Below are 23,657 nucleotides of genomic sequence, written 5' to 3' on the forward strand. Positions count from 1 at the left end.
GAAAGAGGAAGGACGTCAGGCGATCACGCCCATGATGTCGCTTTCCTTCATGATCAGCAGCTCCTCGCCATTGATCTTGACCTCGGTGCCCGACCATTTGCCGAACAGCACCTTGTCGCCCGCCTTGACATCGAGGGCGACGATCTGTCCCTGCTCGTTCCGCGCGCCGGGGCCGACCGAGATAACCTCGCCCTCCATCGGCTTTTCCTTCGCGGTGTCGGGGATGATGATGCCGCCAGCCGTCTTCTCTTCGCCGGTCAGGCGACGGACGACCACACGGTCATGCAGGGGCCGAAAATTCGTCATTATGGATCGCTCCACGTCAAAAAAGGTAACGCCCTTGAATAAGCAACGCCACCGGGTTGGCACGCGCGCCAGAGCCGCGTCGCTTTAGCACTCTCCTGGCGAGAGTGCCAACAAACAGGTAGGTGCCCACCCCGCCCATGTCAACGTTTTGGCAGCACTTTCTTTCGACGACTGCCAAGTTTCTGGGAATAAAGAATTTTTCTTGAAATCCCCATGACCGATCCCGCAGGCTGGCGCCGTGCCCACAACCGTCGATCCAGCGAGGTGTCCATGTCTTTGCGGCTCCAGCTCAATGACTATCGCCTGACGACCGCCGAGATCCTCTATCGCCTGCCCGACCACCCCACCCTGCTCCAGACCTATATCTGGCAGGAACTCGATCTGGCGCCGTCCTATCCGCAACTCCGCCGGTTCCTCGATTTCTGGACCCGGTCGCTGGAGGGCAAGCTGCACTCGGTCCGCGTGGCGCAGCAGGCCCTGATCGCGCCCCCCGCCCTGCGCCACGCCACGGCGTGTCTCACGTTACATTGACTGCACGGCCTTGACGGCCCGCAAGGACCGCGTCAGCCCTGCCCGTCCCGTTCGGGCCCGGCGGAAAGCTGCGCGCCGTCCAGCGTGCGCCGGGCCCGCTCGGCCTCCTGCCGGTCACGATCGCGCTCGGCCGCCGTCCTGCCATGCAGGGCACGGTTCGCGGCCGCGACGGCGGCCTGGTCCGCACGGGCCCGGCGCTTGCGCGCCTGTCGCAGGTTGACGATCTCAGCCATGGGCCCACTCTACCGGCCATCGTCCGGACAGAAAAGGACCCGTCCATGAACCAGACCATCACCCTGACCGCCTCCGACGGCCACACGCTCTCCGCCTATACCGCCGGCCCCGCCAACGCTCCCCGCGCGCTGGTGGTCGTGCAGGAGATCTTCGGCGTCAATCACCATATCCGCACCGTCGCCGACGGTTTCGCCGCCGAAGGATACCGCGTCATTGCCCCCGCCCTGTTCGACCGCGCCCAACGCGGCGTGGAACTGGCCTACGATCAGGAGGGCGTGCAGAAAGGCCTGGACCTGCGTGCCGCGATCCCGCCCGAAGCCACGCTGCGCGACATCGTCGCCGCTGCCCATGCGCTGAGGCGGGAGCCCGCGCATACCGGCATCATCGGCTATTGCTGGGGCGGCACGATCGCCTGGCAGGCCGCCTGCCGGACCGACGATTTCGGGGCGGCTATCGGCTGGTACGGCGGCGGGATCGCCGCCGAGCGCACCCTGCAACCGCACTGCCCGGTGGAGCTGCATTTCGGCGAGACCGACAGCGCGATCCCGCTCTCCGATATCGCCGCCATCCGCGCCGCCCATCCCGATCTGGCGATCTACACCTATCCCGATGCCGGGCACGGGTTCGGCTGTTCGGAGCGCGGCAGCTTCAACGCGCCGGCCGCCGCCCTGGCCCGGACCCGCAGCCTGGCCTTCTTCGACCGGCTGCTCTGACCAGGCCCTCATCCGGGGGCGGGGGGGCGCGAGGCCCCGCCCCCCCCCGGGGGGCGCCGGGCCCATCGCCCCGGCGCCCCCGGGCAGGATCAGCCGCGCGAGAGCACGCGGCCGGCAATGGTCTCCAGCTTCGCCAGCAGGGCCGGGTCGCGCTTCTCCGGCGCGGTGATCAGCGCATGCTCCAGCGCCCGGTCGCACCCGGCCGGGCACAGCCCGCGCGGGCGGCCCAGGGTCGGGATCACGGACTTGACCAGCGCCCGGGCCCGGTCGGCATTCGACAGCATGACCTTGACCACGGCATCGACCGTCACGCTGTCATGGTCAGGGTGCCAGCAATCGTAATCCGTCACCATCGCAACGGTCGCGTAACAGATCTCCGCCTCGCGCGCCAACTTGGCCTCCGGCATGTTGGTCATGCCGACGACCGAGCAGCCCCAGGAGCGATAGAGATTGCTCTCGGCCTTGGTCGAGAATTGCGGGCCTTCCATCACCAGGTAGGTCCCGCCCCGCGTCACATCCAGCTTCAGCTCCCGCGCCGCCTCTTCCAGCACGTCGCCGATGCGCGGGCACAGCGGGTCGGCCACCGACACATGGGCAACGCAGCCCGTGTCGAAGAAGCTCTTCTCCCGCGCGAAGGAACGGTCGATGAATTGGTCGATGATGACGAAATGCCCCGGCGGCAGTTCCTCCTTCAGCGACCCCACGGCGGACAGCGACACGATGTCGGTCACGCCCGACATCTTCAGCGCCGCGATATTGGCGCGGTAGTTCAGGCGCGACGGCGGGATCGGGTGCCCTCGCCCGTGACGCGGCAGGAACACGCAGCGCACGCCGTCCAGCCGGCCGAACAGCAACTGGTCGGACGGCAGGCCCCACGGGGTCTCGACCGTGCGCCACTCCTTCTCCTCCAGCCCGTCGATATCGTACAGGCCCGATCCGCCGATCAGGCCGATCACGGGTTCGACGGCGTCCTGCGCAGACGAAAGGGGGGCGGTTTCAGTGGACATCGGACCAGAGTCTCCGTTTCAGAAGGAACGCCAGGACGGCAAGAAAAAGAAGATACAGCACCACCTGCGCACCCAGCCGGTGGCGCGCTTCCAGATGAGGCTGCGCCACCCACGCCAGGAAGGTCGTGACGTCACGCGCCTCCTGCGCCGTGGTGGCGGGCGTGCCGTCGGTATAGACAACCTGCCCGTCGCGCAACGGCGGCGGCATCGCGATTTCCCGGCCGCTGGCATAGGGGTTGTAGACCGCGCCGGCATGGCTCGGCCGATACGCCGCCGGAGGCTCCCGATAGCCGGTCAGCACCGCATAGATCCGGTCCGGCCCACCGGGATAGACCAGCGCCAGCCGCGACTGGTCGGGCGGCGCCACCCCGTTATTGGCCGCCGCGGCCGCCGCCGGGTTGGCGAACGGGTCGCGGAAATGGTCGGCCGGCGTCGCCGCGCGCGTCACCGGGTCGCCCTGCGCATCCACCCCGCCCGGCACCTGCTGCGTGGCCGCGATCCGGCCGACCTGCTCCATGGTCAGCCCGGTCGCCGCCAGATCGCCATAGGTCATGGATTTCATGCCGTGGCAGGCCGAACAGACCTGGGCATAGACCGCATAGCCGCGCTGGACGGCCGACAGGTCGAACCGCCCCAGCGGCCCCTCGAAACTCCAGGCCTGATGCGGCACCCGGTCATGCGGCCCCGCCTGCGCTGCGGCCCGCGACATGTCGCACAGCGGCGCCGCCAGCCCCAGGAGGGCGACAAACCGCAGGATCACCCCGCCCCTCACGCCCCGCGCCTCCCGGCGCCGGCAATGCCGTCCGGCAGCACGATCCCGCGCTCGGTCCGGGCAGACAGCGGCAGCAGGACCAGGAAATGCGCGAAATAATAGACCACGGCGATCCGTCCCGCGATCATCCACCCCCCCTGCGCATGATGGCGGCCGACAAAGCCCAGCAGGACGAAGCAGACGACCAGCACCCCCATGCAGGCCCGATAGAGCGGCCGGAACCGCGCCGAGCGGATCGGCGAACGATCCAGCCACGGCACCAGGAACAGTACCAGGATCGCCCCGACCGAAGCCAGAAGCCCCCCGAATTTCGACGGAACCGACTGCAATATTCCGTAGAACGGCAGGAAATACCATTCGGGCTCGATATCCGCCGGCGTATGCAGCGGGTTGGCCGGCCGGAAATTCTCGGCCTCGAACACCACATCCGGCAGGAAGAACACCACCACGGCAAACAGCAGCGCGAACAGGATCAGGCCCAGCGCATCCTTGCTCGTATAATAAGGATGGAAGGGCAGCGTATCCCCCGCCCCCCTGGGCTCGATCCCCAGCGGATTGTTCGAGCCGGTCACATGCAGCGCCGCGACATGGATGCCCACCACGCCCAGCACCGCGAAGGCCAGCACCATGTGCAGGATGAAGAAGCGGTGCAGCGACACATCCCCCGGCGCATCGCCCCCCTGGAGGAAATGTTCCAGCCACGGCCCCACGCCCGGAATCGCATCGACCGCCTTGCCCGCGACATCGGCGCCCCAGTACGACATCTGCCCCCAGGGCAGCACATACCCGGCAAAGGCGGTCAGCATCACCATCGCCAGCAGCACCAGCCCGGTCAGCCACAGCACTTCGCGCGGCGCCTTGTAGGACCCGTAATAGAGGCCGCGAAACAGATGGATATACAGCGCGGCCAGGAACATGCTGGCGCCCGTGACATGGATCGACCGCAGCAGCCACCCGCTGGGCAACTGGCGATCGATCGCCTCGATCGACGCAAACGCCCCGGCGGCGGTCGGCGTGTAGTTGACCGCAAGGAAGATGCCGGTGGCCAGCATCACCAGCAGCACGACCGTCAGGATCGCGCCGAAATTCCACAGCCCGTTCAGGTTGCGCGGCGTCCGGTAGTCGACATATTCCCGGCGAAAGGCCGAGACCACCGGCAGGCGCGCATCCAGCCAAGGCACCAGCCCCGCCTTCTCCTGTTCATCCGGCCTGTCGCGGGAACCAGCGTCCGTCATCGGTCCTCAATCCTGCGCCCCTGCGGCGCCCGCCTTCCATAACGGCCCGGTGCCCCTTCTTGCAATTACCCCCACGAACAGGCACCCCTAGGAGTCTGACCGTAAATGCGCGCTGGTGGCGATCCGACGCGCGTTTCCTGCGCTCCGGTGCTCACGGCCATCAAGGCCGCTCCGCTCCGGTGCTCGGAAACACACGACGGGCGTGCCGCTTTGCGGCGCTCTCGCTCACCAGCCCACATTTCCGATCAGACTCCCCAGCGGCTGTTTCAAAAGCCTCTTATCGCATCCGCCTATCCAGACGACCCGTTCGACGCAGAAGATGACCCGAGCATGACAGAGACCCGCGCGCCCATCCCCCACGACCAGCTGAAGCAGGAGGCCCGCGCCTGGTTCGAAACGCTGCGCGACCGGATCTGCGCCGCCTTCGAACAAATCGAGCGGGATGCCGGCGACGTGCAGACCCTGCCCGGCCGCGAGGCCCCCGGAGCCTTCGTCCGCACGCCGTGGGACCGTGTGAACGACGACGGCACACCGGGCGGCGGCGGGGTGATCAGCCTGATGCGCGGCCGGGTGTTCGAGAAGGTGGGCGTCAACGTCTCGACCGTCGAAGGCACCTTCAGCCCCGAATTCCGCGCCACCATCCCCGGCGCCGCCGAGGACCCGCGCTTCTTCGCCACCGGCATCAGCCTGGTGGCCCACATGTGCAATCCGCGCGTTCCCGCCGCCCATTTCAACACGCGGATGATCGTCACCACCCAGGGCTGGTTCGGCGGCGGCGGCGACCTGACGCCGATGTTCCCCGACAGTGCGGAGGCACAGGAAGACGCGATGCGCTTCCACGCCGGCTTCCGCGCCGCCTGCGACGCGCACGACCCGGCCTACTACCCCCGCTTCAAGGAATGGTGCGACCGCTATTTCTTCCTGCCCCACCGCAACGAGCCACGCGGCCTGGGCGGCATCTTCTACGACCGGCTGAACACCGGCGACGTGGCAGCCGATTTCGCCTTCACCCGCGATGTCGGCCTGGCCTTCCTCGAAACCTATCCCGCCATCGTCCGCCACCGGATGAACGAACGCTGGACCGAGGAGGAACGCCGCGCGCAACTGGTCCGGCGCGGCCGCTACGTGGAATTCAACCTCATCCACGATCGCGGCACCCTGTTCGGCCTGAAGACCGGCGGGAATACCGAAGCGATCCTGATGAGTCTTCCCCCCGAGGTCCACTGGCCGTAAAGTCGCGCCTTCGCCGCCGTGGGCCGCCCCGGCACCTGCCATAGACTCGCCGCATTCCAGCGCAAGACAGGCGCTGGAATGTCCCCTGCCGTGGAGATGCCGCCTTTGCCCGCGACCCGACCCCGCCCTTGTTCTGACCACCGGCCCGGTCGGGCCTAGATGCGCATGCGCCGCCGCCAGTTTCTTGCCTTGGCGGGTTTCTCCGCACTCGCCGGCATTCCCGCCGCCCATGCCGGTTCCCTGACGCACATCGCCGCCATCGCCCCGGCCGGCGGCACCATCGTCGACCCCACCCTGCTGGTCGCCGGCAACGCCGAAAGTGCGGCGGGCCGCTGGAGCACCGTGCTGGCCCCGGCACTGGCACAGGGGCTCGGGGCCCCCGCCCCGCTGGACACGCACCTGACCAGCGGGCTGGACGGCGTGACCGGCGCCAACCAGTTCGACACCCAGACGGTGCCGGACGGCGCAACCGCCCTGCTGGTGCCCGGCGCGGCGCTGGTGGCCTCGCTGACCGGCGATCCGCGCGCCCATTACGATTTCGGCCGCTGGGTCCCGCTGATGCTCAGCCTGGTCTCGCCCATCGTGGTCGGCCGGGCCGACCTGCATCGTACCCTGCGCGACCTGGTGCGCGACCGGCCGATCCGCGTGGCAGTATCCAGCGACCACGGGCTCGAACTCGCCACCGTGATGGCCATGGCGATGTTCGGCTTCCGGCCGATCCCCGTCACGGGCATCGCCACCCCGCAGGAAGCCCTGGATGCCCTGCGCGACGGCAAGGTGGACGTGGTCCAGATCTCCGACCCGATGCCCCCCCAGGCACTCGACGCCCTGCTGGCACCGCTGGAACCCAGCGGCGCCGTGCCCCTGTTCACGCTGGGCGACACCGTGCGCGCGACCGTGCATGGCCGGCCGGTGCAAAGCTTCGCCGAACGCTTCACCCAGGAACGCGGCCGCGCCCCCACCGGCCTGCTCTACGAGGCCTGGAAGGTCGTCGCCTCCGCCGCCTCGCTCGATATCGGGCTCATGCTGCCGATGCTGACCCCGCCGGCGCAGGTCGCCGGCTGGCGCCACGCGGTCGGCGTCGCCGGCACCCAGGGCGCGTTCGACACGCTGAAGGCCGATGCCGGCCGTGCCCTCGTCACCGGGCCGGATTGCGGCCGCTACCTCCACGACATGACCGGCGAAATCTCGGCCGTCCTGATGCTGCGCCGCTGGCTGGCCATTCACACGCCGGAATGGCGATTAGGATAGGAAACCGTCCCGAACGTGCCGGTTCCGGCCCGCTCTCGGAGGCTCTTTGCAATGTCGGCCTGTCGAGCGAGTCAACCTCGTCCCCGACGCAGCAGGATACGCACCGACCCCTGATTGGCGGCATGGGGATGCACCACCGCCAGGATCAGCGGCCGCAGGTCCGGCCGCCCCAGCCAGAAGGGCAGCTCCCGCCGCAGGACCCCGCCCTCGCGGCCCGAGCCCAGCCCGGTGATGACTTCCACGCAGCGCAGATTGTCCGACCGCGCCTGGATCAGAAAAGAATGCAGGCGCTGGAAGGCCGCATGCGCATTCTGCCCGTGCAGGTCGAGCGTCCGCGACGGGCGCAGCTTGCCGCTGACCAGCGTCCGCCAGCTCGTATCGTCCAGCCCCGGCCCGCGCTGGCCGATCGCGACCTCGGCCCGCGACCGGACCAGCGTAAAACCCGGCCGGGCCGGACGCAGCATGTCGGATTGCGGCACCATGGCCGCAGGCGGCGCGGCGCGATCGCGTCGCTCGGCCGCTGGGGCTGCGGCCGGCGGCACTGACGGCGCGGCGACCACGGGCGCCGGCCGCGCGGCCCTGGCGGCCAGCGGCTTGATACCGCGCACGAAGGCCGTCCACAGCGCCTGTTCGTCTTCCCCGAGGACCCGTCGACGGCGCACCCCTGTTCTCCTCCGCCCGCCGGCGGACGACCCCATGCCGCCCATCGCCCCGATGCCCCCGATCTTAAAACAGGTCGCGCCCGGATCGAAGCCCGGACGCGCACTGCCAGGAGGATGGCGCGTCAGGGCGCCGGGGTACCGCCCAGGGGCTGCCCCTGGTAAGTGCCGGTCAGGGTCCGCAGGAAGGCCACGATATCGGCGATATCATGATCGGACATCGCATGATCGGGCGTCTGGTAGCGCGCCATCAGCCGCACCGCGTCTTCCAGCGTCTTGACGCTGCCATCATGGAAATAGGGGGCGGTCAGCGCGATATTGCGCAGGTTCGGCACCTTGAAACGCTCCATGTCGTCCGGCGACTGCGTGACGGTGTAGCGCCCCTTGTCGGCATCGGTCACGGCCCCGCCGCGCGCCGCGAAATAATCGCCTTCCAGCCCCATCACCTCGAACGCCTGGCCACCCAGCGACGCCCCGGTATGGCAACCCGAGCAGCCGACGCTCTTGAACAGCGCATACCCGTTCTTTTCCTGGGCATTCAGGGCCTGCTCGTCGCCCTTCAGGTAGCGGTCGAAACGGCTACCGGGCGTGATCAGCGTCTTTTCATACTCCGCGATGGCGGCGGTCATCCGGTCCTTGTCGATATCGTCCGAGCCGAACGCATCATGAAAGGCCGAGACATAGGTCGGATCCTGCTTCACCTTGTCGGCCACCAGCGTCCAGTCGTGCGATCCCATTTCCAGCGGGTTCATGACCGGGCCGGCCGCCTGCTCGGCCAGCGTGGCGGCGCGGCCGTTCCAGAACTGGCTCTTGTTGAACACCGCGTCATAGACGGTCGGCACATTGATCGGCCCATGCTGGCCACCGATCCCCAGCGCCGTCACGCGCCCGTCCACGCCGCCATGATCCAGCGCATGGCAGCTGGCGCAGTTCAGCGTACCGTCACCCGACAATTGCTTGTCGAAGAACAGCCGCTGGCCCAGGGCCACCTTGGCCGCATCCACGGGCACGCTGTCGGGCACGGGCTGGACCGGTTCGGCGGCAAAGCGCGCGGCAACACCCGGCGTCGCATAATGCGCGCGCCGCTCGGCGGCCACCCAGTCCAGCAGCGCATCACGCTGCGCCTGCGACAGATGGGCATGCCAATGCATCAGCAGATACAGCGTCGGCGGCATGCGGTTCTGGCGAACCACTTCCTCGATCCGCGCCAATTGCTCCTCGGAGGGAACCGCACCGGTCTGGAAGGCCTCGATCACCGGTTCGATCCGGAAATGACGCAGCCCCTGGTCCACGTCGCGCTGCATCAGCTGGTTGGCGACCGGCACATGGAAATAGAAGGGCAGTTCGACATTGCGCGCGTGGCAATAATCGCATCGCGCCTCGCGAATCGCCGCGAAGGCCGCCGCGGCCACCGGGTCCGCTAGCGTCGGCGAATGCGTATCCAGCGTCGGGGCCGTTTCATGGTCGAAATGGGTCAGATAACCCACCACGCCGCCATACGCGACAATCCCCATAACCGCGACCGAAACTATTGCCTTGCGTACCGACACGTCCACCCCTCCTCTATCGTCTCAGGACGGGTGTGCCGGAAACACAAAACATCTGTCAAAATCATATTTTTAATAAAAACGATTGATTGGCTCGATCAAACGGGCGGTTTGTCCTGTTCCATGGCCAGTTTCAGCCGTTCCCGCGCCACTTTTACATAGGCGGCATCCAGTTCGATCCCCACGCCGCGCGCGCCTTCCGCCTGCGCGGCCACCAGCGTGGTTCCCGTGCCCATGAACGGGTCCAGCACCAGCGCATCCGGCCGCCCATGCAGGCGGATGCACATGCGCGGCAACTGGACCGGAAACGTCCCCGGATGATTGAATTTCTGCGCCTTGTCGCGCACCGTTTCATAGGGGATGAACCAGGTATCTCCCCGGCAGCGCCTGTCCTGCTCATGCCCGCGCCGCGCGATATTCGACTTGTCCTTGTACGGCACACCGATATCGAGGCGACTGAGTTCCACCGTGCCCGAGCGCGTCAGATGGAACAGATGCTCGTGATTGCGATGCAGGTAGCGCGCGCTGTTGACCGGCTTGAAATGCCCATACGTGTCGTCATGGACCGAAATCGACTTGATCCAGCTGATATGGTTCTGCAGGTGGAAAATCTCGCGCAGCCGCACGGCCAGCTCGAACGGCAGCCAAGGCTGCGCCGACGACCCCGCGATATTCAGGAAGAACGAGCCATCCGGCCGCATCACCCGATGCAGCTCGCGCGCCACCGCCATCATCCAGTCCAGATACTGCGTTTCCGACATGCGGTCGCGATAGGTCCGGTAGCCTAGCCCGATATTGTAGGGCGGCGAGGTCACGACGACATCGACCGAATCCGCCTCCATCCGGCGCAGTTCGCGCAGGCAGTCGTTCCGCACCAGCAGGTGCGGCCCGATCGCCTGGCGCACCGCGCGCGGGGGGCGCGTGCCGGTTGCAGACCCGCTGCGCGGCGCCATCAGGGTCGGGTGACGACGGGGCGGGGCATCAGGGCGACCATCCGGCCCCGCTGGCGCATCGCGCCGGCCGTCTGCTCGGCCTCGTCGCCCCAGCCCAGGAACAGGTCGGCGCGCGCCGGGCCCTTGATGTCGGTGCCGATATCCTGCGCATAGACCAGCCGGTGCCATGCCTGGTTCGACGGCGCGGGCAATGTCGTCTCGACCCAGACCGGCGTTCCCAGCGGAATCACGCCGCGATCCACCGCCGCCGACCGGCCCGGCTCCAGCGGCACGCCCATCGCGCCGGGCGCACCCTGGCTGGCCGGCACATCGTCCAGCGCGTTGAAGAACACGTAGTTCGGATTCTCTTCCATCACCGCCCGGGCCTGCTCGGGGTGCGCCGTCAGCCAGGCGCGGATCGACTGCATGCTGAGGGCATCCTCGCTCATCTCGCCCTTCTGTACCAGCACGCGGCCCAGCGGCACATAGGGCTGCCCGTTCTTGCCGCCGAAGCCCAGCCGCACGATCTGCCCGGTGGGCAGCCGCACCCGGCCCGAGCCCTGGATCTGGAGGAAGAACAGGTCCGCCGGGTCGGCAACCCACAGCAATTCCAGGTTCCGCCCGGCCAGCGCCCCCGCATCGATCTGCGCCCGCGACCAGTAGGGCACGAACTGCCCGCCCTGCCAGTGGCCGGAGACCATGCGCCCATCGGTCGCCCGCGCCCGGGTCAGGTCGTCGGGCACGCGATAGACCGGCGTCTGGTAGATACCGCCGCGCGACAGCGCGCCCCGGATCTCCGGCTCGTAATAGCCGGTGAACAGCGCCGACGACGACATCAGCACCGGCTGGAACCATATCTCGAAAAAGCGCTGCGGCGCCGCATCGTCATCGACGGGCACCTCGGTCGCGGCCCGGCAGGCGGGCAGCCAGTCGGCGACATGCGCCCCCGGCCCGCTTTCGGTGCCGAGCGTCGCCTCGGCCGGCAGGCGGCCCAGATGGCGGCATTCCTCCATGAACACCGGCAGGGCGCGCGCGGCCTCATCCGGCCCCCAGCCCGCAAGGGTCGAAAAAGCGACGGGGTGGCGCTCGTCCTGCCCGGTTTCGGCGCAGGCGGACAGCAGAAGGATTGCGGCGGCGCAAACGCCCCGCGCGACGATGGACAGGCGGAAATAGCTCAAGGAAACGGCCAGACTTGCTCTTCAATGGATAGGCAGGGGGGGGCGGCCACCGCCGCCGGAGGGGTTCGCTCAGGCGCTGCGACTGGCCGCCAGACGCCACGCGGCGCCGCCGATCGACACGCCCAGCAGGCGCTCGAACGTCCACAGGTCCGAAAACTCGGTCACGGCATCGGTGCCCGCGACCGGATGCCCGTCCTTGTCCAGCGTCAGGCTGATCTGGTCCGAGACGATGCGGACATCGATCCGCGCCCGCGGCGCGCCGGCCATCTGGTCGATGGCGGCATCGACGATCGCCAGACCGGCAATGGCTCGGACCTCGCTCTTCTGGGTCTCGCCCGCCTGCTCGCGCGACTGGATCGCGGCATCGAAGGCAGCGAAGGCCTCGGCGGTCAGGCGCTCGCGCAGCATGGTCCGATCGCCGGCGGCAAAGGCCTGGACCACCTGGCGGAACGACACCTCGACCCCGCGCAGGAACTGCGCCGGCACGAAATCGCGCTCCTGGGCCGCGATGGCGCCCAGCACCTGCCCTACCCGGGTCTCGGGGGCCGGCACGTCATAATCGGTCAGCGCGGCCGGCGGCTCGGCGCGGCCTTCGATCACCGGGCCGGGACGGGGCACCGGGGGCGCGGCGGGCGATGCGGGCCCGACCCCCACCCGCGTCCCCAGGATGCTGCGCAGCCGCAGCGCGAGAAACGCAGCGATCAGCCCGAACAGCACCAAGTCGAAGGGAAAATGACTGAACGAAAAATCCATCACCAAGCCTAACCGAAAGGCGCGCCGGGCCTGCCGGCAGCGCGATCCCTCTATGATGCCCTAACACATAGGCAACGCACCCCGCCGACACAATGCGGCAGGCCGATCCGAAGCGGGAGGAATTTCCGCCCCGGCAATTCGTCGAGGTTGGCGAACGTCGCGGACCATGCTACCGGCGATATCCGGTATCCGCCTTATTGCCCGCAAGGAAATCTTCGTTCATGTCAGATACGACTCAGCTCCCCGCCGACGGAAGCCAGAATGCCCCGCCGGCGCTGCCGCTGGCCATCAATGTGCAGTATATCAAGGATCTGTCGTTCGAAGTTCCCTCCGGCGCCGAGATTTTCGCGACCCTGCGCGCCAACCCCCAGATCTCGGTGAACATCGACGTCCAGGCCAGCCGCCTGCCGCCCGAGCAGCCGGTTTTCGAGGTCGTGGTGTCGATCAAGACCGAAGCCGTGGAAGCGCCGGAAAAGGAAGGCGGCCCCACCGGCCGCACGGTGTTCGTGGCCGAACTGGCCTATGCCGCGGTGGTGACGCTGGGCAACGCGCCCGACGACCTGGTCGAGCCGATCCTGCTGGTCGAAGTGCCGCGCCTGATCTTCCCCTATGTGCGCAACATCATCAGCGAAGTCACGCGCGATGGCGGTTTCCCGCCCGTGGTGCTCCAGCCGATCGATTTCGTTGCCCTGTGGCAGGCCAAGCGCGCCAGCTTCCCCCAGACGGCCGGCAACGCCTGAACCCGAACAACCGTTTCCAAACAATCGGTTATCGACTGGAAAGGCCCGCCTCGTGCGGGCCTTTCTGTTTTTGGCCCAGGGCCGCCCCGCCCGGGCAGACCAAGAACATATATTTTTTTATCTAAACAGGCATCAAACAATATAGTAAAAAATCATGCCAGAATTTATAAAAATCATACCTGCATTTGCAAAATAATTTATCGTACATGATATTTATTTGCTGAATAATTCATCACACCGCCAACATATATTTGCCAAAATTTATCCATTTTTATGATATTTTTCCTTCAAATCTTCGTATATTTATTATATTGTGCGAACACGAAATTCATAGCAGGAGAAAAAGGAGTAACGTTTGCGCACAGCCTGCGCGAACGGGGAATCAATTCCGGTTTTACTTTATTCTGAACTATTCAGAATATTTCGACAATAGAAACCGTCCCACGCGATATATTGTCGCACACCGAGATTTCGCCACGAAATTGGCGATTTCCGCGTCCTGGACGCGCATCCCTACATGATGATTTCGGAATCGACCCTGCGCACGCCGCATCGCGATTTCGAACGCAGCTTGCATCGATGCTTCGTAATGAGGCGAAGCCCCTCACCGTTATGTTGGCTGCCTGTTAAAGAGGAGACTCTCCCCTTGACGCAGACAGATATTCTGCTGCCCCGCCCTTCCCTCGTCGAACGGATCGGCATCCCCCGCCCCCTGCTGTGGGGCTTCGTCGGGTTGCTCCTGTTCATGGTCGGCGATGGGGTCGAGGCCGGCTACCTGGCCCCCTATCTCGAAAATCACGGCGTCTCGTCGCGCGACGTAGCCTTCCTGTTCACCATCTACGGCGTCGCCGTGTCCATTTCGTCCTGGCTGTCGGGTCCGCTGTCGGATCTGTGGGGGCCCAAGCGCGTCATGTGGATCGGCCTGGCAATCTGGGCCGTCTTCGAGGTCGTCTTCCTGATGGCCGGCATCATGACCGGCAATTACATGGTCATGCTGGCCGCCTATACGCTGCGCGGCCTGGGCTATCCGCTGTTCGCCTACGGGTTCCTGGTCTGGATCGCGGCCGCCACGCCGCCGCGCCAGCTCGGGTCGGCCGCCGGCTGGTTCTGGTTCGCCTTCTCCGGCGGCCTGCCCACCCTGGGCTCGCTCTTCGCCAGCGCCACCATCCCCATGGTCGGCGAGGTGCCGACCTTCTGGCTGTCACTGGTGCTGGTGGTCGCGGGCGGCTGCGTCGCGCTGCTGATGACGCACGAACCGCGTGGCGCCAGCCGCCTGGCACCGCCCGACGTCTCGGTGCGCGGCATCTTCTTCGGCTCGATCTCCATCCTGTGGCGCGAGCCCAAGACGTTCATGGCGATGATCATCCGGACCATCAACACCTCGTCCGAATATGCGTTCCTGGTGATCATGCCCGCCTTCTTCACCAAGGTGGTCGGCTTCACCCTGTCGCAGTGGCTGGTGCTGCTCTCGATCGTGTTCCTCAGCAACATCCTGTTCAACCTGATGTCGGGCATGCTGGCCGACCGGCTGGGCCATCGGACGGTGGTCTCGGTCGCAGGCTGCCTCGGCGCCGCGATCTCGGTCCCGGCCTTCTATTATGTGCCCCTGGCCTATCACGGCAATTTCCTTGTCGCGGCACTGGTGGGCATCTTCTACGGCGCGACCATCGCGGCCTTCGTCCCTCTCTCCGGCCTGGTCCCGCAGATCTGCCCGAAAGAGAAGGCTGCGGCATTGTCGGCCCTGGGCCTCGGCGCTGGCGCCAGCACCTGGGTCGGGCCGGCCATCGTCACCTGGTTCCAGTCCTGGCATGGGATCGAGGGGATCATCTGGATCTTCTCCGGCCTCTATGTCTTTGCCGGCGTGCTGACGCTGTCCCTCTCGATTCCGGAACATGCGCGCAAATACATGCAGCAGGCCCGCGCCCGGGGCGAAAACCTGCACGAAGGCGCCGCCGCCTTCCACTGAGGCAGGGCACGCACCCGGCCGCACCACAGGCAGCCGGGTGCCACTACCGGGCGGCGGACCCTTCCGCCTCCCCCGCCACCCCCAGCAGGTCGAGCATCGCGGCCTGGTCTGGGGTGGCGGCCCGGACGATCTCCCGCCAGGGCGCCGCGCCGAGAATCCCGGCCGCCCTGTCGGAAATCGCGATGGCCCGCGCGCTCCGCAGCCCCTCCCGCACGTCGCGCGGCAGATGCCGCAGGAACTGGCGCGCGGTCTCGGCCGAGAAGAACAGGGCAGCGTCCACCCCGCCCGGCCCGATCATCGCCCGCAAGGCCTCCGGGGCCGGCATCCCGGGCCGGATGCGATACACGCACCGCCGGACGACCCTGAAGCCACCCCCGCGCAAAGCCGTCACCAGATCCATCCCATATCCCGGCGCCGTCGCCAGCAGCAGCGCACCCGCCGAAGGCCGCCATTCCGCCCGCACCAGGTCGGCCAACGCCTCGGCCGTGCCCTCCGCCGCCGTCACATGCACGAAGCCCGCCGCACGCGCACGGCGTGCCGTGGCCGCACCGACCGCCAGAACCGGCATGTCCGCCGGCACCCGCCCGGCCAGCGCGGTAACGGCCTGCCCGCTCGTGACCAGGATCGCCTGCACCCCCCGCACCGGCAGCGCCGCGCGCAGGATCGTCTCGGCACGCAAGGCCGGCAGCGCCACGGCATGCCAGCCCAGCGCCGTCACGGCCGCCATGGTTTCGCTCAGGCCCGGTTCGGGCCGGGTGACCAGCACCGCCGGTCGCAACCCGCCGGATGGCGGGTCGGTCGGCAGATCAGGGCGCAAAAATATCCGCGGGGCTGTCGGCGCGCAGGCTGTGGCCCAGTTCGCGCCCCATCCGCTCGGCATCGGCCGGCGCGCCGGTCACGACGCGCCGCAGCAGGAACGACCCGTCCTCCCGCGCCACCAGCCCGGTCAGGCGCAGCACCGGCCCGCCCCCCTGTGCATCGTCGATCAGGCGGGCATAGCCGCCGATCGGCGTGCGGCACGATCCGTCCAGCTCCGCCAGCAGGGCGCGCTCGGCGGTGGAAACGGCCCGCGCCTCGTAATCCTCGATCGCCGCCAGCAGCTCGCGCAGTTCCAGGTCGCTCTCGCGCACCGTCACGCCCACGATCCCCTGGCCGGCCGCCGGCACCATGATCTCGGGGTCGAGAATGATATCCGCGCGGTCGCCCATGCCCAGCCGGCGCAGGCCGGCCAGCGCCAGCAGGGTGGCATCGCACTGCCCCGCCGCCAGCTTGTCCAGCCGCGTCTGCACATTGCCCCGCAGCAGGCCGAAGCGCAGGTCGGGCCGCTGGTGCAGCATCTGGGCCTGCCGCCGCACCGACGCGCAGCCGACCAGCGCGTCGCGCGGCAGGGCGTCGAACGGCGCCGCCGGGTCCACCGTCTCCGGCCGGCCCTCGCCGGGGCGCAATATCAGTACGTCGCGCGCATCCTCGCGCCGCAGGGTGCAGGCCAGCACCAGCCCGGGCGGCAGCGTGGTTTCCAGGTCCTTCAGGCTATGGACCGCGAAATCGATCCGCCCGTCCGACAGCGCGTCATGGATTTCCTTGGCGAACAGCCCCTTGCCGCCGATTTCCGCCAGCCGGCGGTTCTGCACCTGGTCGCCCGTGGTGCTGATCTGGTGCTCCTGGAACGCCCCCATGTCGCGCAGCACGGGGCAGAAACGCGTCAGCATGGTCAGGAAGGCCCGCGTCTGCACCAGCGCCAGCGGCGACGCCCGCGTGCCCACACGCAGCGGCAGCTGGCGGCGATGCGGCAGGGCCGGGCGCAGCACGCCCTGCTTCTGGCGCGCGGCGGCCTCGGCCGCGATCTTTTGCAAGGCCGAAGCCCGGGCGGCGGACCCGTCAGAGACGGAGGACGGAGCGAAAACCATCCGCTGTCTCTATTACCGCGACGCCCCGAAGAAAAGATGACATAACGCCCGACGGAACTGTCTTTTGCGCAATGATCATGTCTTCTCCCCCCCTCGGCGCCCCGGCGCCGGCCGAATCGGCGGCCCAGACCCCTGTCCTGGCGCCTGTTCTGGCGATCGAATCGTCCTGCGACGACACCGCCTGCGCCATCCTGGCGCCTGACGGCACCATCCTGGCCGAAACCGTGCTGTCCCAGTCCGGGCACATCCCCTTCGGCGGCGTGGTGCCCGAAATCGCGGCCCGCGCCCATCTGGCGGCGCTGCCCGGCCAGGTACGCCGCACGCTCGACGCCGCCGGATTGCCGGCCGAGGCCCTGGGCGCCGTCGCCGCCAGCACCGGCCCGGGCCTGATCGGCGGGCTGATCGTGGGGGCCGGCGTCGGCAAGGGGCTCGCGGTGGCGCTGGGCCGGCCGTTCGTCGCCGTGAACCATATCGAGGCCCACGCCCTGACCGCGCGCCTGCCCGGCCTGGTGCCCGGCGGCGCCCCGTTCCCGTACCTGCTGCTGCTGGTCTCGGGCGGCCATTGCCAATGTATCGCCGTCGAGGGCGTGGGCCGCTATCGCAAGCTGGGCGGCACGATCGACGACGCCGCCGGCGAGGCCTTCGACAAGGTGGCGAAGATGCTCGGCCTGGGCTGGCCCGGCGGCCCTGCGGTCGAAGCCCTGGCGCGCGAGGGTGACCCCGCACCCTGGCCGCTGCCCCGCCCGCTGCACGGCCGCCCGGGCTGCGACTTCTCGTTCTCCGGCCTCAAAACCGCCGTGGCGCAGAAACTCGCGCCCTACGACAATGGCGCCCTGCCCCGCCCGGTCGCCGCCGGCATCGCCGCCAGCTTCCAGAACGCGGTGGCCGATATCGTGGCCGACCGCGTCGCACACGCGCTGGACATGATGCCGGACGCCACCCTGCTGGTCGCGGCCGGCGGCGTCGCCGCCAACGGCGCCCTGCGCGCGCGGCTCGATGCGCTGGCCCGGGCGCGCGGCCTGCCCTTCGCCGCCCCGCCGCTGCGCCTGTGCACCGACAATGCGGTGATGGTGGGCTGGGCGGCCATCGAGACGATGCGCGCCCGCCACGCATTGGGCCTGCCGCCGGTGGACGATCTCGCCCTGCTGCCCCGCCCGCGCTGGCCGCTGGACCAGATGGCGGCACGATTCGACGCGAGCGCCGCATGAACTACCGTCACGCCTTCCACGCCGGCAATTTCGCCGACTGCATGAAGCACGCGCTGCTGGTGCTGCTGCTCCAGGCGCTGGCCCGCAAGCCGGCGGCCTTTTCGGTGCTGGATACCCATGCCGGTATCGGGCGCTACGATCTGGGCGGCGATCAGGCCACCCGCACCATGGAATGGCAGGGCGGGATCGGCCGCCTGCTCGACGCTCCGCCGGCCGACCTGCCGCCGGCCTATCTGGACCTGGTGCGCCAGGCCGGCGCACCCGCAATCTATCCCGGCTCTCCCCTGATCGCGGCGATGATGCTGCGGCCGCAGGACCGGCTGGTATGCTGCGAACTGCACCCCGAGGACAGCCGGATGCTGCGGCGCCTGTTCGCCGGCAACAGCCAGGTCTCGATCCACGCCCGCGACGGCTACGCCGCCCTGGGCGCCCTGCTGCCGCCGCGCGAGGCCAGACGCGGCCTGGTGCTGATCGACCCGCCGTTCGAACAACCCGACGAATTCGCCCGCCTGGTCGAAGGGCTGGCCACGGCGCACCGCAGATTCGCCGCCGGCATCCTCGCGGGCTGGTATCCGATCAAGCACCGCGCGCCCGTCCGCGCCTTCCTCGATTCGCTGCGCGATTCGGGGATTCGCGACATCGTGGCGCTGGAACTCACCCTGCGCCCGCCGCTCGACCCCGCGCGCCTCAACGGATGCGGGCTGGTGGTGATCAATCCCCCCTTCGGCTTCGCCGAAGCCGCCCTTCCGGCCCTGCGCGCCCTGACCCATCTCTCCCCCGACGGCACGGGAGAGGCGAGCGTCACGCGCATCGTGGAGGAATAGGACCATGGCAGCCGCACGCATCGCCGTCATCGGGGCCGGCGCCTGGGGCATCGCCCTCGCAGTCCAGGCCGCCCGCGCCGGGGCGCAGGTCCATCTGTGGGCCCGTCACCCCCAGACCCTGACCGACACCCGCACCCTGCCCCGCCTGCCCGCCATCGCCCTGCCCGAGGCGATCACGGTGACCGACGCGATGCCCACCCAAGCCGACGCGGTGCTGCTGGCGGTGCCGATGCAGCATCTGCGCGCCGTGCTGGCGCACATCCCTGCCGCCGGCCCCATGATCGCCTGCTGCAAGGGCGTGGAGCGCGACACGCTGGCACTGCCGTTGCAGGTCATCGCGGACCGCCATCCCGACCTGCCGCGCGCGGTGCTCTCCGGCCCCAATTTCGCGCATGAGGTGGCACAGGGCCTGCCCACCGCCGCCGTGCTGGCCTGCGCCGACCTGTCGCTGGCCCGCACCCTGGCCGATCACCTGACCACGGCGACCTTCCGCCTCTATGCCAGCGACGACGCAATCGGCGTACAGGTCGGCGGGGCGGCGAAGAACGTCATCGCCATCGCGGCCGGCGCCACCATCGGCGCGGGCCTGGGCGAAAACGCCCGTGCCTCGCTGATCACGCGCGGCCTTGCCGAACTCGGCCGCCTGGCCCTGGGGCTGGGCGGCCGCGCTGGCACCCTGTCGGGCCTGGCGGGGGTGGGCGACCTCATCCTGACCTGCACCGGCCCGTCGTCGCGCAATTTCAGCCTCGGCCTGGCGCTGGGCCGGGGCGAATCGCTGGCCGCGATCCTGGGCAGCCGCACCACCGTCGCCGAAGGGGTCGCCACCGCCCCCGCCCTCCTCGCCCTCGCCCGCACCCACGGCATCGCCGTACCGGTCATCGAAACAATGTCGCTGCTGCTGGCGGGCGATATCGGCCTGGGCGAAGCCCGCGACCGCCTGCTCAGCCGCCCGGTCGGGATCGAATAATCCCCGCCCCGCGCCCCGGCAGGCCCGCCGGCCTAGCGCGAAAGATCCGTCACCAGCACCGCAACGATATCCAGGGCCGGCCCCACGCTGGAGACGGGCGTCCGCTCGTTCAGCCCATGCATGAAGGAATCCGAATTCTTGATGAAGAGCGGGCTGACGGCATAGCTCGGCACCCCGTGGGAGCGGAACCACATGCTGTCGCTGGCACCCGATCCCAGTGACGGAAAAACGGCCACGCCCGGATAGGCACCATGCACGGCATGCTCGATGGCCCGGACCACATCCTCACGCATGGGCGATGCCGGCGTCTCGACCGACCCTTCCGTCACATCCGTGATCGTCAGAGCCGGATCGGCCGCCGCCTGCCGCAGTTCGTTCAGGATTTCGGCACGCGGATGGCCGGGAAAGATCCGGCAGTTGATATCGGCCGTCACCCGCTGCGGCAGGGCATTGAGGGCATGGCCGCCATTGATCTCGGTCACGACGCAGGTGGTGCCGATACGCCCGACGAATGACGGGTCGGCGGACAGGGTCTCGATGGCACCCTCATTCGTCGGCTCGGCGGCAAAGGCCCGCATTGCCGCCCCGATCGACGCCGACTCCCATTGCGCCGCACCCAGGAAATACCCCCGGCTCAGATCGTTGATCTCGGGCCGGAAGCGATAATGCTGGATACGCAGCAGGTCCGCCGCCATCTCGTCGATTGCATTCAGCGGGCTGGGCTCCGAGGAATGGCCGCCGGGGTTGGTGACGACCATCTGGTAGTCGGCATAGGTCTTCTCGCCGCCTTCCCAGGCGAAATAATCGGGCTTGCCGGTCTTCTCGTCGATGACGCCGTTCGCGCCATCCACGTTCAGCACCAGCTCGGCGCCCGACAGCTTGTCCGCGATGATGGCACCCGTCGCCATCGCCGTTTCCTCGTCGCCGGAAAATTCGATGATGACGTCACGCCGGGGCCTGTATCCCGCGCGCTTCAGCCCGATCAGCGCCTCGATCGCAATGGCGTCGTCCAGCTTCATGTCCGTCGCGCCGCGCCCCAGCAGGAACCCCTTCTGGATGACCGCCTTGAACGGATCGTGCGTCCAGTCCCCGGCCTTCGCCTCGACGACATCCATATGCCCCGAAATCACCAGCGGCTTGAGCGACGGGTCGCTCCCCGGCCAGCGCGCGATCAGATACGCCGTGTCCCCCACGGGCGTGATCGCGATATCGGAGGCCGCGAACCCGCCCGCGATCAGCGCGTCCCGAAACAATTGCGCCACCTGCGGCGTCTGGTTGCCGGGTCCGGCGACCGAGCGCAGCGCAATCGCCTTTTCCGCCAGCGCCAGCGACGCCTCCACCGCATGGCGGTCGCCGACCGGCGCCGACCAGGCCTGCCCCACGGCACCCACCGCAAGGGCAATCCCCAGCACAGGCCCATACACGCCGCAGGTCCCGAAAAAGCCGGAAGCAGCACCCTCTTTCAGGAATCGGCGCCGATGCGCGACCGGCACGCCATGGGATGAAATCGTATCGATCCGCCGAATGGAACAATCGCCGTTTTCAGGCCGGAAGAGCGTGCGCAGGAACAATGGAATCAGCCTCGAAAGTTATCGCCACGTAACAATTCCCCCGACCTTGGATGAAAAGCCACATATCGACAATAGCTTACCGCTTGCCCGCCGCCACCTCGCCAACCGGGCTCATATCAAATTATCGATATTTCCCGCATATCCCCCACCGGGGACCCTACCCGATGAACATGCCGGCAATGGTGGCACTCGCGAAATTCGACAGCGATCCGGCAAACACCGCGCGCACGCCCATGCTGGCCACCTCCCCCCGCCGCTCGGGGGCAATGCTGCCGAAGCCCGCGATCAGGATGCCGACAGAGGACAGATTGGCAAACCCGCACAAGGCGAAGGAGGCAATCGCCAGCGCACGCGGGTCGAGCGTCGCGTCATGGAAATGCGGCGCCAGCGCGACATAGGCCACGAATTCGTTGAACACCAGCTTCTGCCCCATGATCGCGCCGACCATGCCGCTTTCATGCCACGGCACCCCGATCAGCCACGCCAGCGGGGCGAAGATCACGCCGAAGATCGTCTCCAGCGACAGGTCGCCCAGCCCCAGCCAGCCGCCCAGCCCATGGATCAGCCCGTTGGCCAGCGCGATCAGCCCGATGAACGCGATCAGCATCCCGCCCACGGCAACCGCAACGCCGACGCCGCTGGCGGTACCGATGGCGATGGCCTCGAAGACATTGACCGGATGCTCGTGGCCGAATTCCAGGTCGAGGCCCGAGACACGCGTCTGCGCCCGCGACGGCATCAGGATCTTGGCAAACAGCAGCCCGCCCGGAATCGCCATCACCGACGCCGCCAACAGGTAATCCATCGGCACGCCCAGCCCGGCATAGCCCACCAGCACCGACCCGGCGACCGATGCGGTGCCGCTGCACATGACGGCAAACAGTTCCTCGCGCGTCAGCAGCGGCACATAGGGCCGCAGCGCCACCGGCATCTCGCTCTGGCCGAGAAAGATCGTCGTGACGGCGGAAAAGGATTCGATCATCGAGGTCCCGAGCACCCGCCGCAGCACCCCGCCCAGCAGCCGCGCCAGATGCTGCATGATGCGGTAATAGTACAGGATCGCGATCAGCGCCGAGATATAGGCGATCTGCGGCAGGATCCGGAGCGCGAAGATAAAGCCCCCGCCGGGAAACAGCGTGTCCATGCGCGGGCCGACCAGCGGGCCGAACAGGAAGGCGCTGCCCTGCGCGCCATAGCCCAGCACGGTATCGACGGCACCCGAGATCACATGCAGCGCCACCCGCCCCGGCGGCACGAACAGGATCAGCCCGCCCAGCGCCACCTGCATGGCCACGGCGGCCAGCACGATCCTGGGGCGGATCCCCCGCCGGTCCGCCGAAAAGGCCACCGCCAGCGCAATCAGGCAGGCCAGCCCGAGAATTCCATGCAGGACCGCCATTCCACCCTACCAATCCAAAACCGTAACGACCCAAAACCGAAACGACACTGTGCTCTGCACGATGTGCTGTCCAGAGTGGCGGATGGCGCCGGCCATGCCTACTCGTGCGGCGGAGGAAACTGCTCTAGGCTCCCACCCCGTTACAGACCGCAACAGATCGAATCGGCTCCCATGACGACCGCGTACGATTTTACCCTGCCGGCCCTGGAAGGCGGCACGATCGACCTCGGCGCCCTGCGCGGCAAGCCGGTGCTGATCGTGAACACCGCGTCGCAATGCGGCTTCACCCCCCAGTTCGAGGGGCTTCAGGCGCTCTGGTCGTTCTATCGCGGCAGCGACCTGACCGTGATCGGCGTGCCGTCGAACGATTTCGGCAACCAGGAACCCGGCAGCGCCCAGCAGATCGCCACCTTCTGCGCCCGCAATTACAGCGTCACCTTCCCCATGGCCACCCGCAGCCATGTCCGGGGCCCCGAGGCGATTCCGCTGTTCCGCTGGCTGGCGCAGCAGGGCGGCGTGCTGGCACGCCCGCGCTGGAATTTCTACAAATACCTGATCGGCCGCGACGGCACGCTGGCAAACTGGTTCGTCAGCCTGACCTCGCCCGAATCGCGGCGCATGCGCCTGGCCATCGAACGCGCGATCCTCGATCACTGACCCACCGCGCCGCCGCGCGAATCACGCTGGGCCGAAAGGGCGCCCTCGTGCAGTATGCGCGCGGCCA

At 68.1% G+C, this 23,657-nt stretch carries 25 protein-coding genes; 10 read left to right on the forward strand and 15 right to left on the reverse strand.

Going from position 1 to position 23,657, the window contains the following annotated elements:
* Window positions 1–15: 15 nt before the first annotated feature.
* On the reverse strand, window positions 16–306 hold the full coding sequence (locus tag HLH27_RS05790) for a co-chaperone GroES (protein WP_114726807.1): 291 nt from the start codon (window positions 304–306) through the stop codon (window positions 16–18).
* 140 nt (window positions 307–446) lie between these two features.
* A complete protein-coding gene (locus HLH27_RS17205; protein WP_275943891.1) occupies window positions 447–578 on the reverse strand; it encodes a hypothetical protein in 132 nt (43 codons plus the stop codon).
* Here HLH27_RS17205 and HLH27_RS05795 point away from each other — a divergent pair.
* A complete protein-coding gene (locus HLH27_RS05795; RefSeq protein ID WP_182948582.1) occupies window positions 577–837 on the forward strand; it encodes an usg protein in 261 nt (86 codons plus the stop codon). The two genes, HLH27_RS17205 and HLH27_RS05795, sit on opposite strands and share 2 nt — an antisense overlap.
* Window positions 838–869: 32 nt before the next feature.
* Here HLH27_RS05795 and HLH27_RS05800 read toward each other — a convergent pair whose 3' ends face one another.
* On the reverse strand, window positions 870–1,070 hold the full coding sequence (locus HLH27_RS05800) for a DUF4169 family protein (protein ID WP_182948584.1): 201 nt from the start codon (window positions 1,068–1,070) through the stop codon (window positions 870–872).
* 45 nt (window positions 1,071–1,115) lie between these two features.
* On the opposite strand from HLH27_RS05800, the gene HLH27_RS05805 reads away from it, so the two are divergent.
* The gene (locus tag HLH27_RS05805) at window positions 1,116–1,784 is read left to right on the forward strand and encodes a dienelactone hydrolase family protein (protein WP_182948586.1); all 669 of its coding nucleotides are present in this window, start codon (window positions 1,116–1,118) and stop codon (window positions 1,782–1,784) included.
* Between the two features lie 89 nt (window positions 1,785–1,873).
* Here HLH27_RS05805 and HLH27_RS05810 read toward each other — a convergent pair whose 3' ends face one another.
* Genes HLH27_RS05810 through HLH27_RS05820 form a run of 3 tightly spaced genes read right to left on the reverse strand, consistent with a single transcriptional unit; the run spans window position 1,874 to window position 4,798 of the window.
* Window positions 1,874–2,791, reverse strand: coding sequence for an S-methyl-5'-thioadenosine phosphorylase (locus HLH27_RS05810; RefSeq protein ID WP_182948588.1), 918 nt, complete (start codon window positions 2,789–2,791; stop codon window positions 1,874–1,876).
* Window positions 2,781–3,500: a cytochrome c1 gene (locus HLH27_RS05815; protein ID WP_182948804.1), complete on the reverse strand. Its 720-nt coding sequence runs from the start codon at window positions 3,498–3,500 to the stop codon at window positions 2,781–2,783. Before HLH27_RS05815 ends, HLH27_RS05810 begins: the two co-directional genes overlap by 11 nt.
* Window positions 3,501–3,559: 59 nt before the next feature.
* Window positions 3,560–4,798: a cytochrome b gene (locus HLH27_RS05820; protein ID WP_182948590.1), complete on the reverse strand. Its 1,239-nt coding sequence runs from the start codon at window positions 4,796–4,798 to the stop codon at window positions 3,560–3,562.
* A 330-nt stretch (window positions 4,799–5,128) separates the two neighbouring features.
* On the opposite strand from HLH27_RS05820, the gene hemF reads away from it, so the two are divergent.
* Together hemF and HLH27_RS05830 are read left to right on the forward strand one after the other, a co-directional pair.
* Window positions 5,129–6,031 carry an oxygen-dependent coproporphyrinogen oxidase gene (gene hemF, locus HLH27_RS05825; RefSeq protein ID WP_182948592.1) on the forward strand — a complete coding sequence of 301 codons (903 nt, stop codon included), beginning with the start codon at window positions 5,129–5,131 and terminating at the stop codon, window positions 6,029–6,031.
* Between the two features lie 159 nt (window positions 6,032–6,190).
* Window positions 6,191–7,282: a hypothetical protein gene (locus HLH27_RS05830; RefSeq protein ID WP_182948594.1), complete on the forward strand. Its 1,092-nt coding sequence runs from the start codon at window positions 6,191–6,193 to the stop codon at window positions 7,280–7,282.
* A gap of 71 nt (window positions 7,283–7,353) precedes the next feature.
* On the opposite strand, the gene HLH27_RS05835 is transcribed toward HLH27_RS05830, so the two are convergent.
* From HLH27_RS05835 to HLH27_RS05855, 5 genes are all read right to left on the reverse strand, one after another.
* A complete protein-coding gene (locus HLH27_RS05835; RefSeq protein ID WP_338029849.1) occupies window positions 7,354–7,944 on the reverse strand; it encodes a Smr/MutS family protein in 591 nt (196 codons plus the stop codon).
* Between the two features lie 122 nt (window positions 7,945–8,066).
* Window positions 8,067–9,491 carry a cytochrome-c peroxidase gene (locus tag HLH27_RS05840; protein ID WP_338029850.1) on the reverse strand — a complete coding sequence of 475 codons (1,425 nt, stop codon included), beginning with the start codon at window positions 9,489–9,491 and terminating at the stop codon, window positions 8,067–8,069.
* Between the two features lie 95 nt (window positions 9,492–9,586).
* Window positions 9,587–10,441, reverse strand: a complete 855-nt coding sequence (locus HLH27_RS05845; protein WP_182948597.1) for a DNA-methyltransferase — start codon at window positions 10,439–10,441, stop codon at window positions 9,587–9,589.
* The gene (gene mltA, locus HLH27_RS05850) at window positions 10,441–11,598 is read right to left on the reverse strand and encodes a murein transglycosylase A (RefSeq protein ID WP_182948599.1); all 1,158 of its coding nucleotides are present in this window, start codon (window positions 11,596–11,598) and stop codon (window positions 10,441–10,443) included. The genes HLH27_RS05845 and mltA overlap by 1 nt, the downstream gene beginning before the upstream one ends.
* A gap of 69 nt (window positions 11,599–11,667) precedes the next feature.
* The gene (locus HLH27_RS05855) at window positions 11,668–12,351 is read right to left on the reverse strand and encodes a Tim44/TimA family putative adaptor protein (RefSeq protein WP_182948808.1); all 684 of its coding nucleotides are present in this window, start codon (window positions 12,349–12,351) and stop codon (window positions 11,668–11,670) included.
* 221 nt (window positions 12,352–12,572) lie between these two features.
* On the opposite strand from HLH27_RS05855, the gene secB reads away from it, so the two are divergent.
* Window positions 12,573–13,091 carry a protein-export chaperone SecB gene (gene secB / locus HLH27_RS05860; protein ID WP_182948601.1) on the forward strand — a complete coding sequence of 173 codons (519 nt, stop codon included), beginning with the start codon at window positions 12,573–12,575 and terminating at the stop codon, window positions 13,089–13,091.
* A 646-nt stretch (window positions 13,092–13,737) separates the two neighbouring features.
* Entirely contained in the window at window positions 13,738–15,057 is a 1,320-nt protein-coding gene (locus HLH27_RS05865; protein WP_246375515.1) for an MFS transporter, read from the forward strand.
* Window positions 15,058–15,100: 43 nt separating this feature from the next.
* Here HLH27_RS05865 and HLH27_RS05870 read toward each other — a convergent pair whose 3' ends face one another.
* The gene (locus HLH27_RS05870) at window positions 15,101–15,874 is read right to left on the reverse strand and encodes a uroporphyrinogen-III synthase (RefSeq protein ID WP_246375517.1); all 774 of its coding nucleotides are present in this window, start codon (window positions 15,872–15,874) and stop codon (window positions 15,101–15,103) included.
* Window positions 15,864–16,964, reverse strand: a complete 1,101-nt coding sequence (gene hemC, locus HLH27_RS05875) for a hydroxymethylbilane synthase (RefSeq protein WP_182948605.1) — start codon at window positions 16,962–16,964, stop codon at window positions 15,864–15,866. The genes HLH27_RS05870 and hemC overlap by 11 nt, the downstream gene beginning before the upstream one ends.
* A gap of 71 nt (window positions 16,965–17,035) precedes the next feature.
* Here hemC and tsaD point away from each other — a divergent pair, with 71 nt between their 5' ends.
* The 3 genes from tsaD to HLH27_RS05890 are packed head-to-tail and all read left to right on the forward strand — an operon-like array spanning window position 17,036 to window position 19,963.
* On the forward strand, window positions 17,036–18,172 hold the full coding sequence (gene tsaD, locus HLH27_RS05880; RefSeq protein ID WP_408870802.1) for a tRNA (adenosine(37)-N6)-threonylcarbamoyltransferase complex transferase subunit TsaD: 1,137 nt from the start codon (window positions 17,036–17,038) through the stop codon (window positions 18,170–18,172).
* Window positions 18,169–18,996, forward strand: a complete 828-nt coding sequence (locus tag HLH27_RS05885) for a 23S rRNA (adenine(2030)-N(6))-methyltransferase RlmJ (protein ID WP_182948608.1) — start codon at window positions 18,169–18,171, stop codon at window positions 18,994–18,996. The genes tsaD and HLH27_RS05885 overlap by 4 nt, the downstream gene beginning before the upstream one ends.
* A gap of 4 nt (window positions 18,997–19,000) precedes the next feature.
* Window positions 19,001–19,963 (forward strand): NAD(P)H-dependent glycerol-3-phosphate dehydrogenase, encoded by a 963-nt coding sequence (locus tag HLH27_RS05890; protein WP_182948610.1) that lies wholly within the window; start codon window positions 19,001–19,003, stop codon window positions 19,961–19,963.
* Window positions 19,964–19,995: 32 nt separating this feature from the next.
* Here HLH27_RS05890 and HLH27_RS05895 read toward each other — a convergent pair whose 3' ends face one another.
* Both HLH27_RS05895 and HLH27_RS05900 read right to left on the reverse strand, forming a co-directional pair.
* Complete coding sequence (locus tag HLH27_RS05895) at window positions 19,996–21,387, reverse strand: M20/M25/M40 family metallo-hydrolase (protein WP_182948612.1); 1,392 nt, start codon at window positions 21,385–21,387, stop codon at window positions 19,996–19,998.
* Window positions 21,388–21,691: 304 nt separating this feature from the next.
* The gene (locus HLH27_RS05900; protein WP_182948613.1) at window positions 21,692–22,933 is read right to left on the reverse strand and encodes a NupC/NupG family nucleoside CNT transporter; all 1,242 of its coding nucleotides are present in this window, start codon (window positions 22,931–22,933) and stop codon (window positions 21,692–21,694) included.
* 171 nt (window positions 22,934–23,104) lie between these two features.
* Between HLH27_RS05900 and HLH27_RS05905 the strand changes: the two genes are divergently transcribed.
* A complete protein-coding gene (locus HLH27_RS05905; protein ID WP_182948615.1) occupies window positions 23,105–23,590 on the forward strand; it encodes a glutathione peroxidase in 486 nt (161 codons plus the stop codon).
* The last annotated feature ends 67 nt before the right edge of the window (window positions 23,591–23,657 follow it).

Source organism: Gluconacetobacter takamatsuzukensis (assembly GCF_014174275.1).
GTDB lineage: Bacteria > Pseudomonadota > Alphaproteobacteria > Acetobacterales > Acetobacteraceae > Gluconacetobacter > Gluconacetobacter takamatsuzukensis.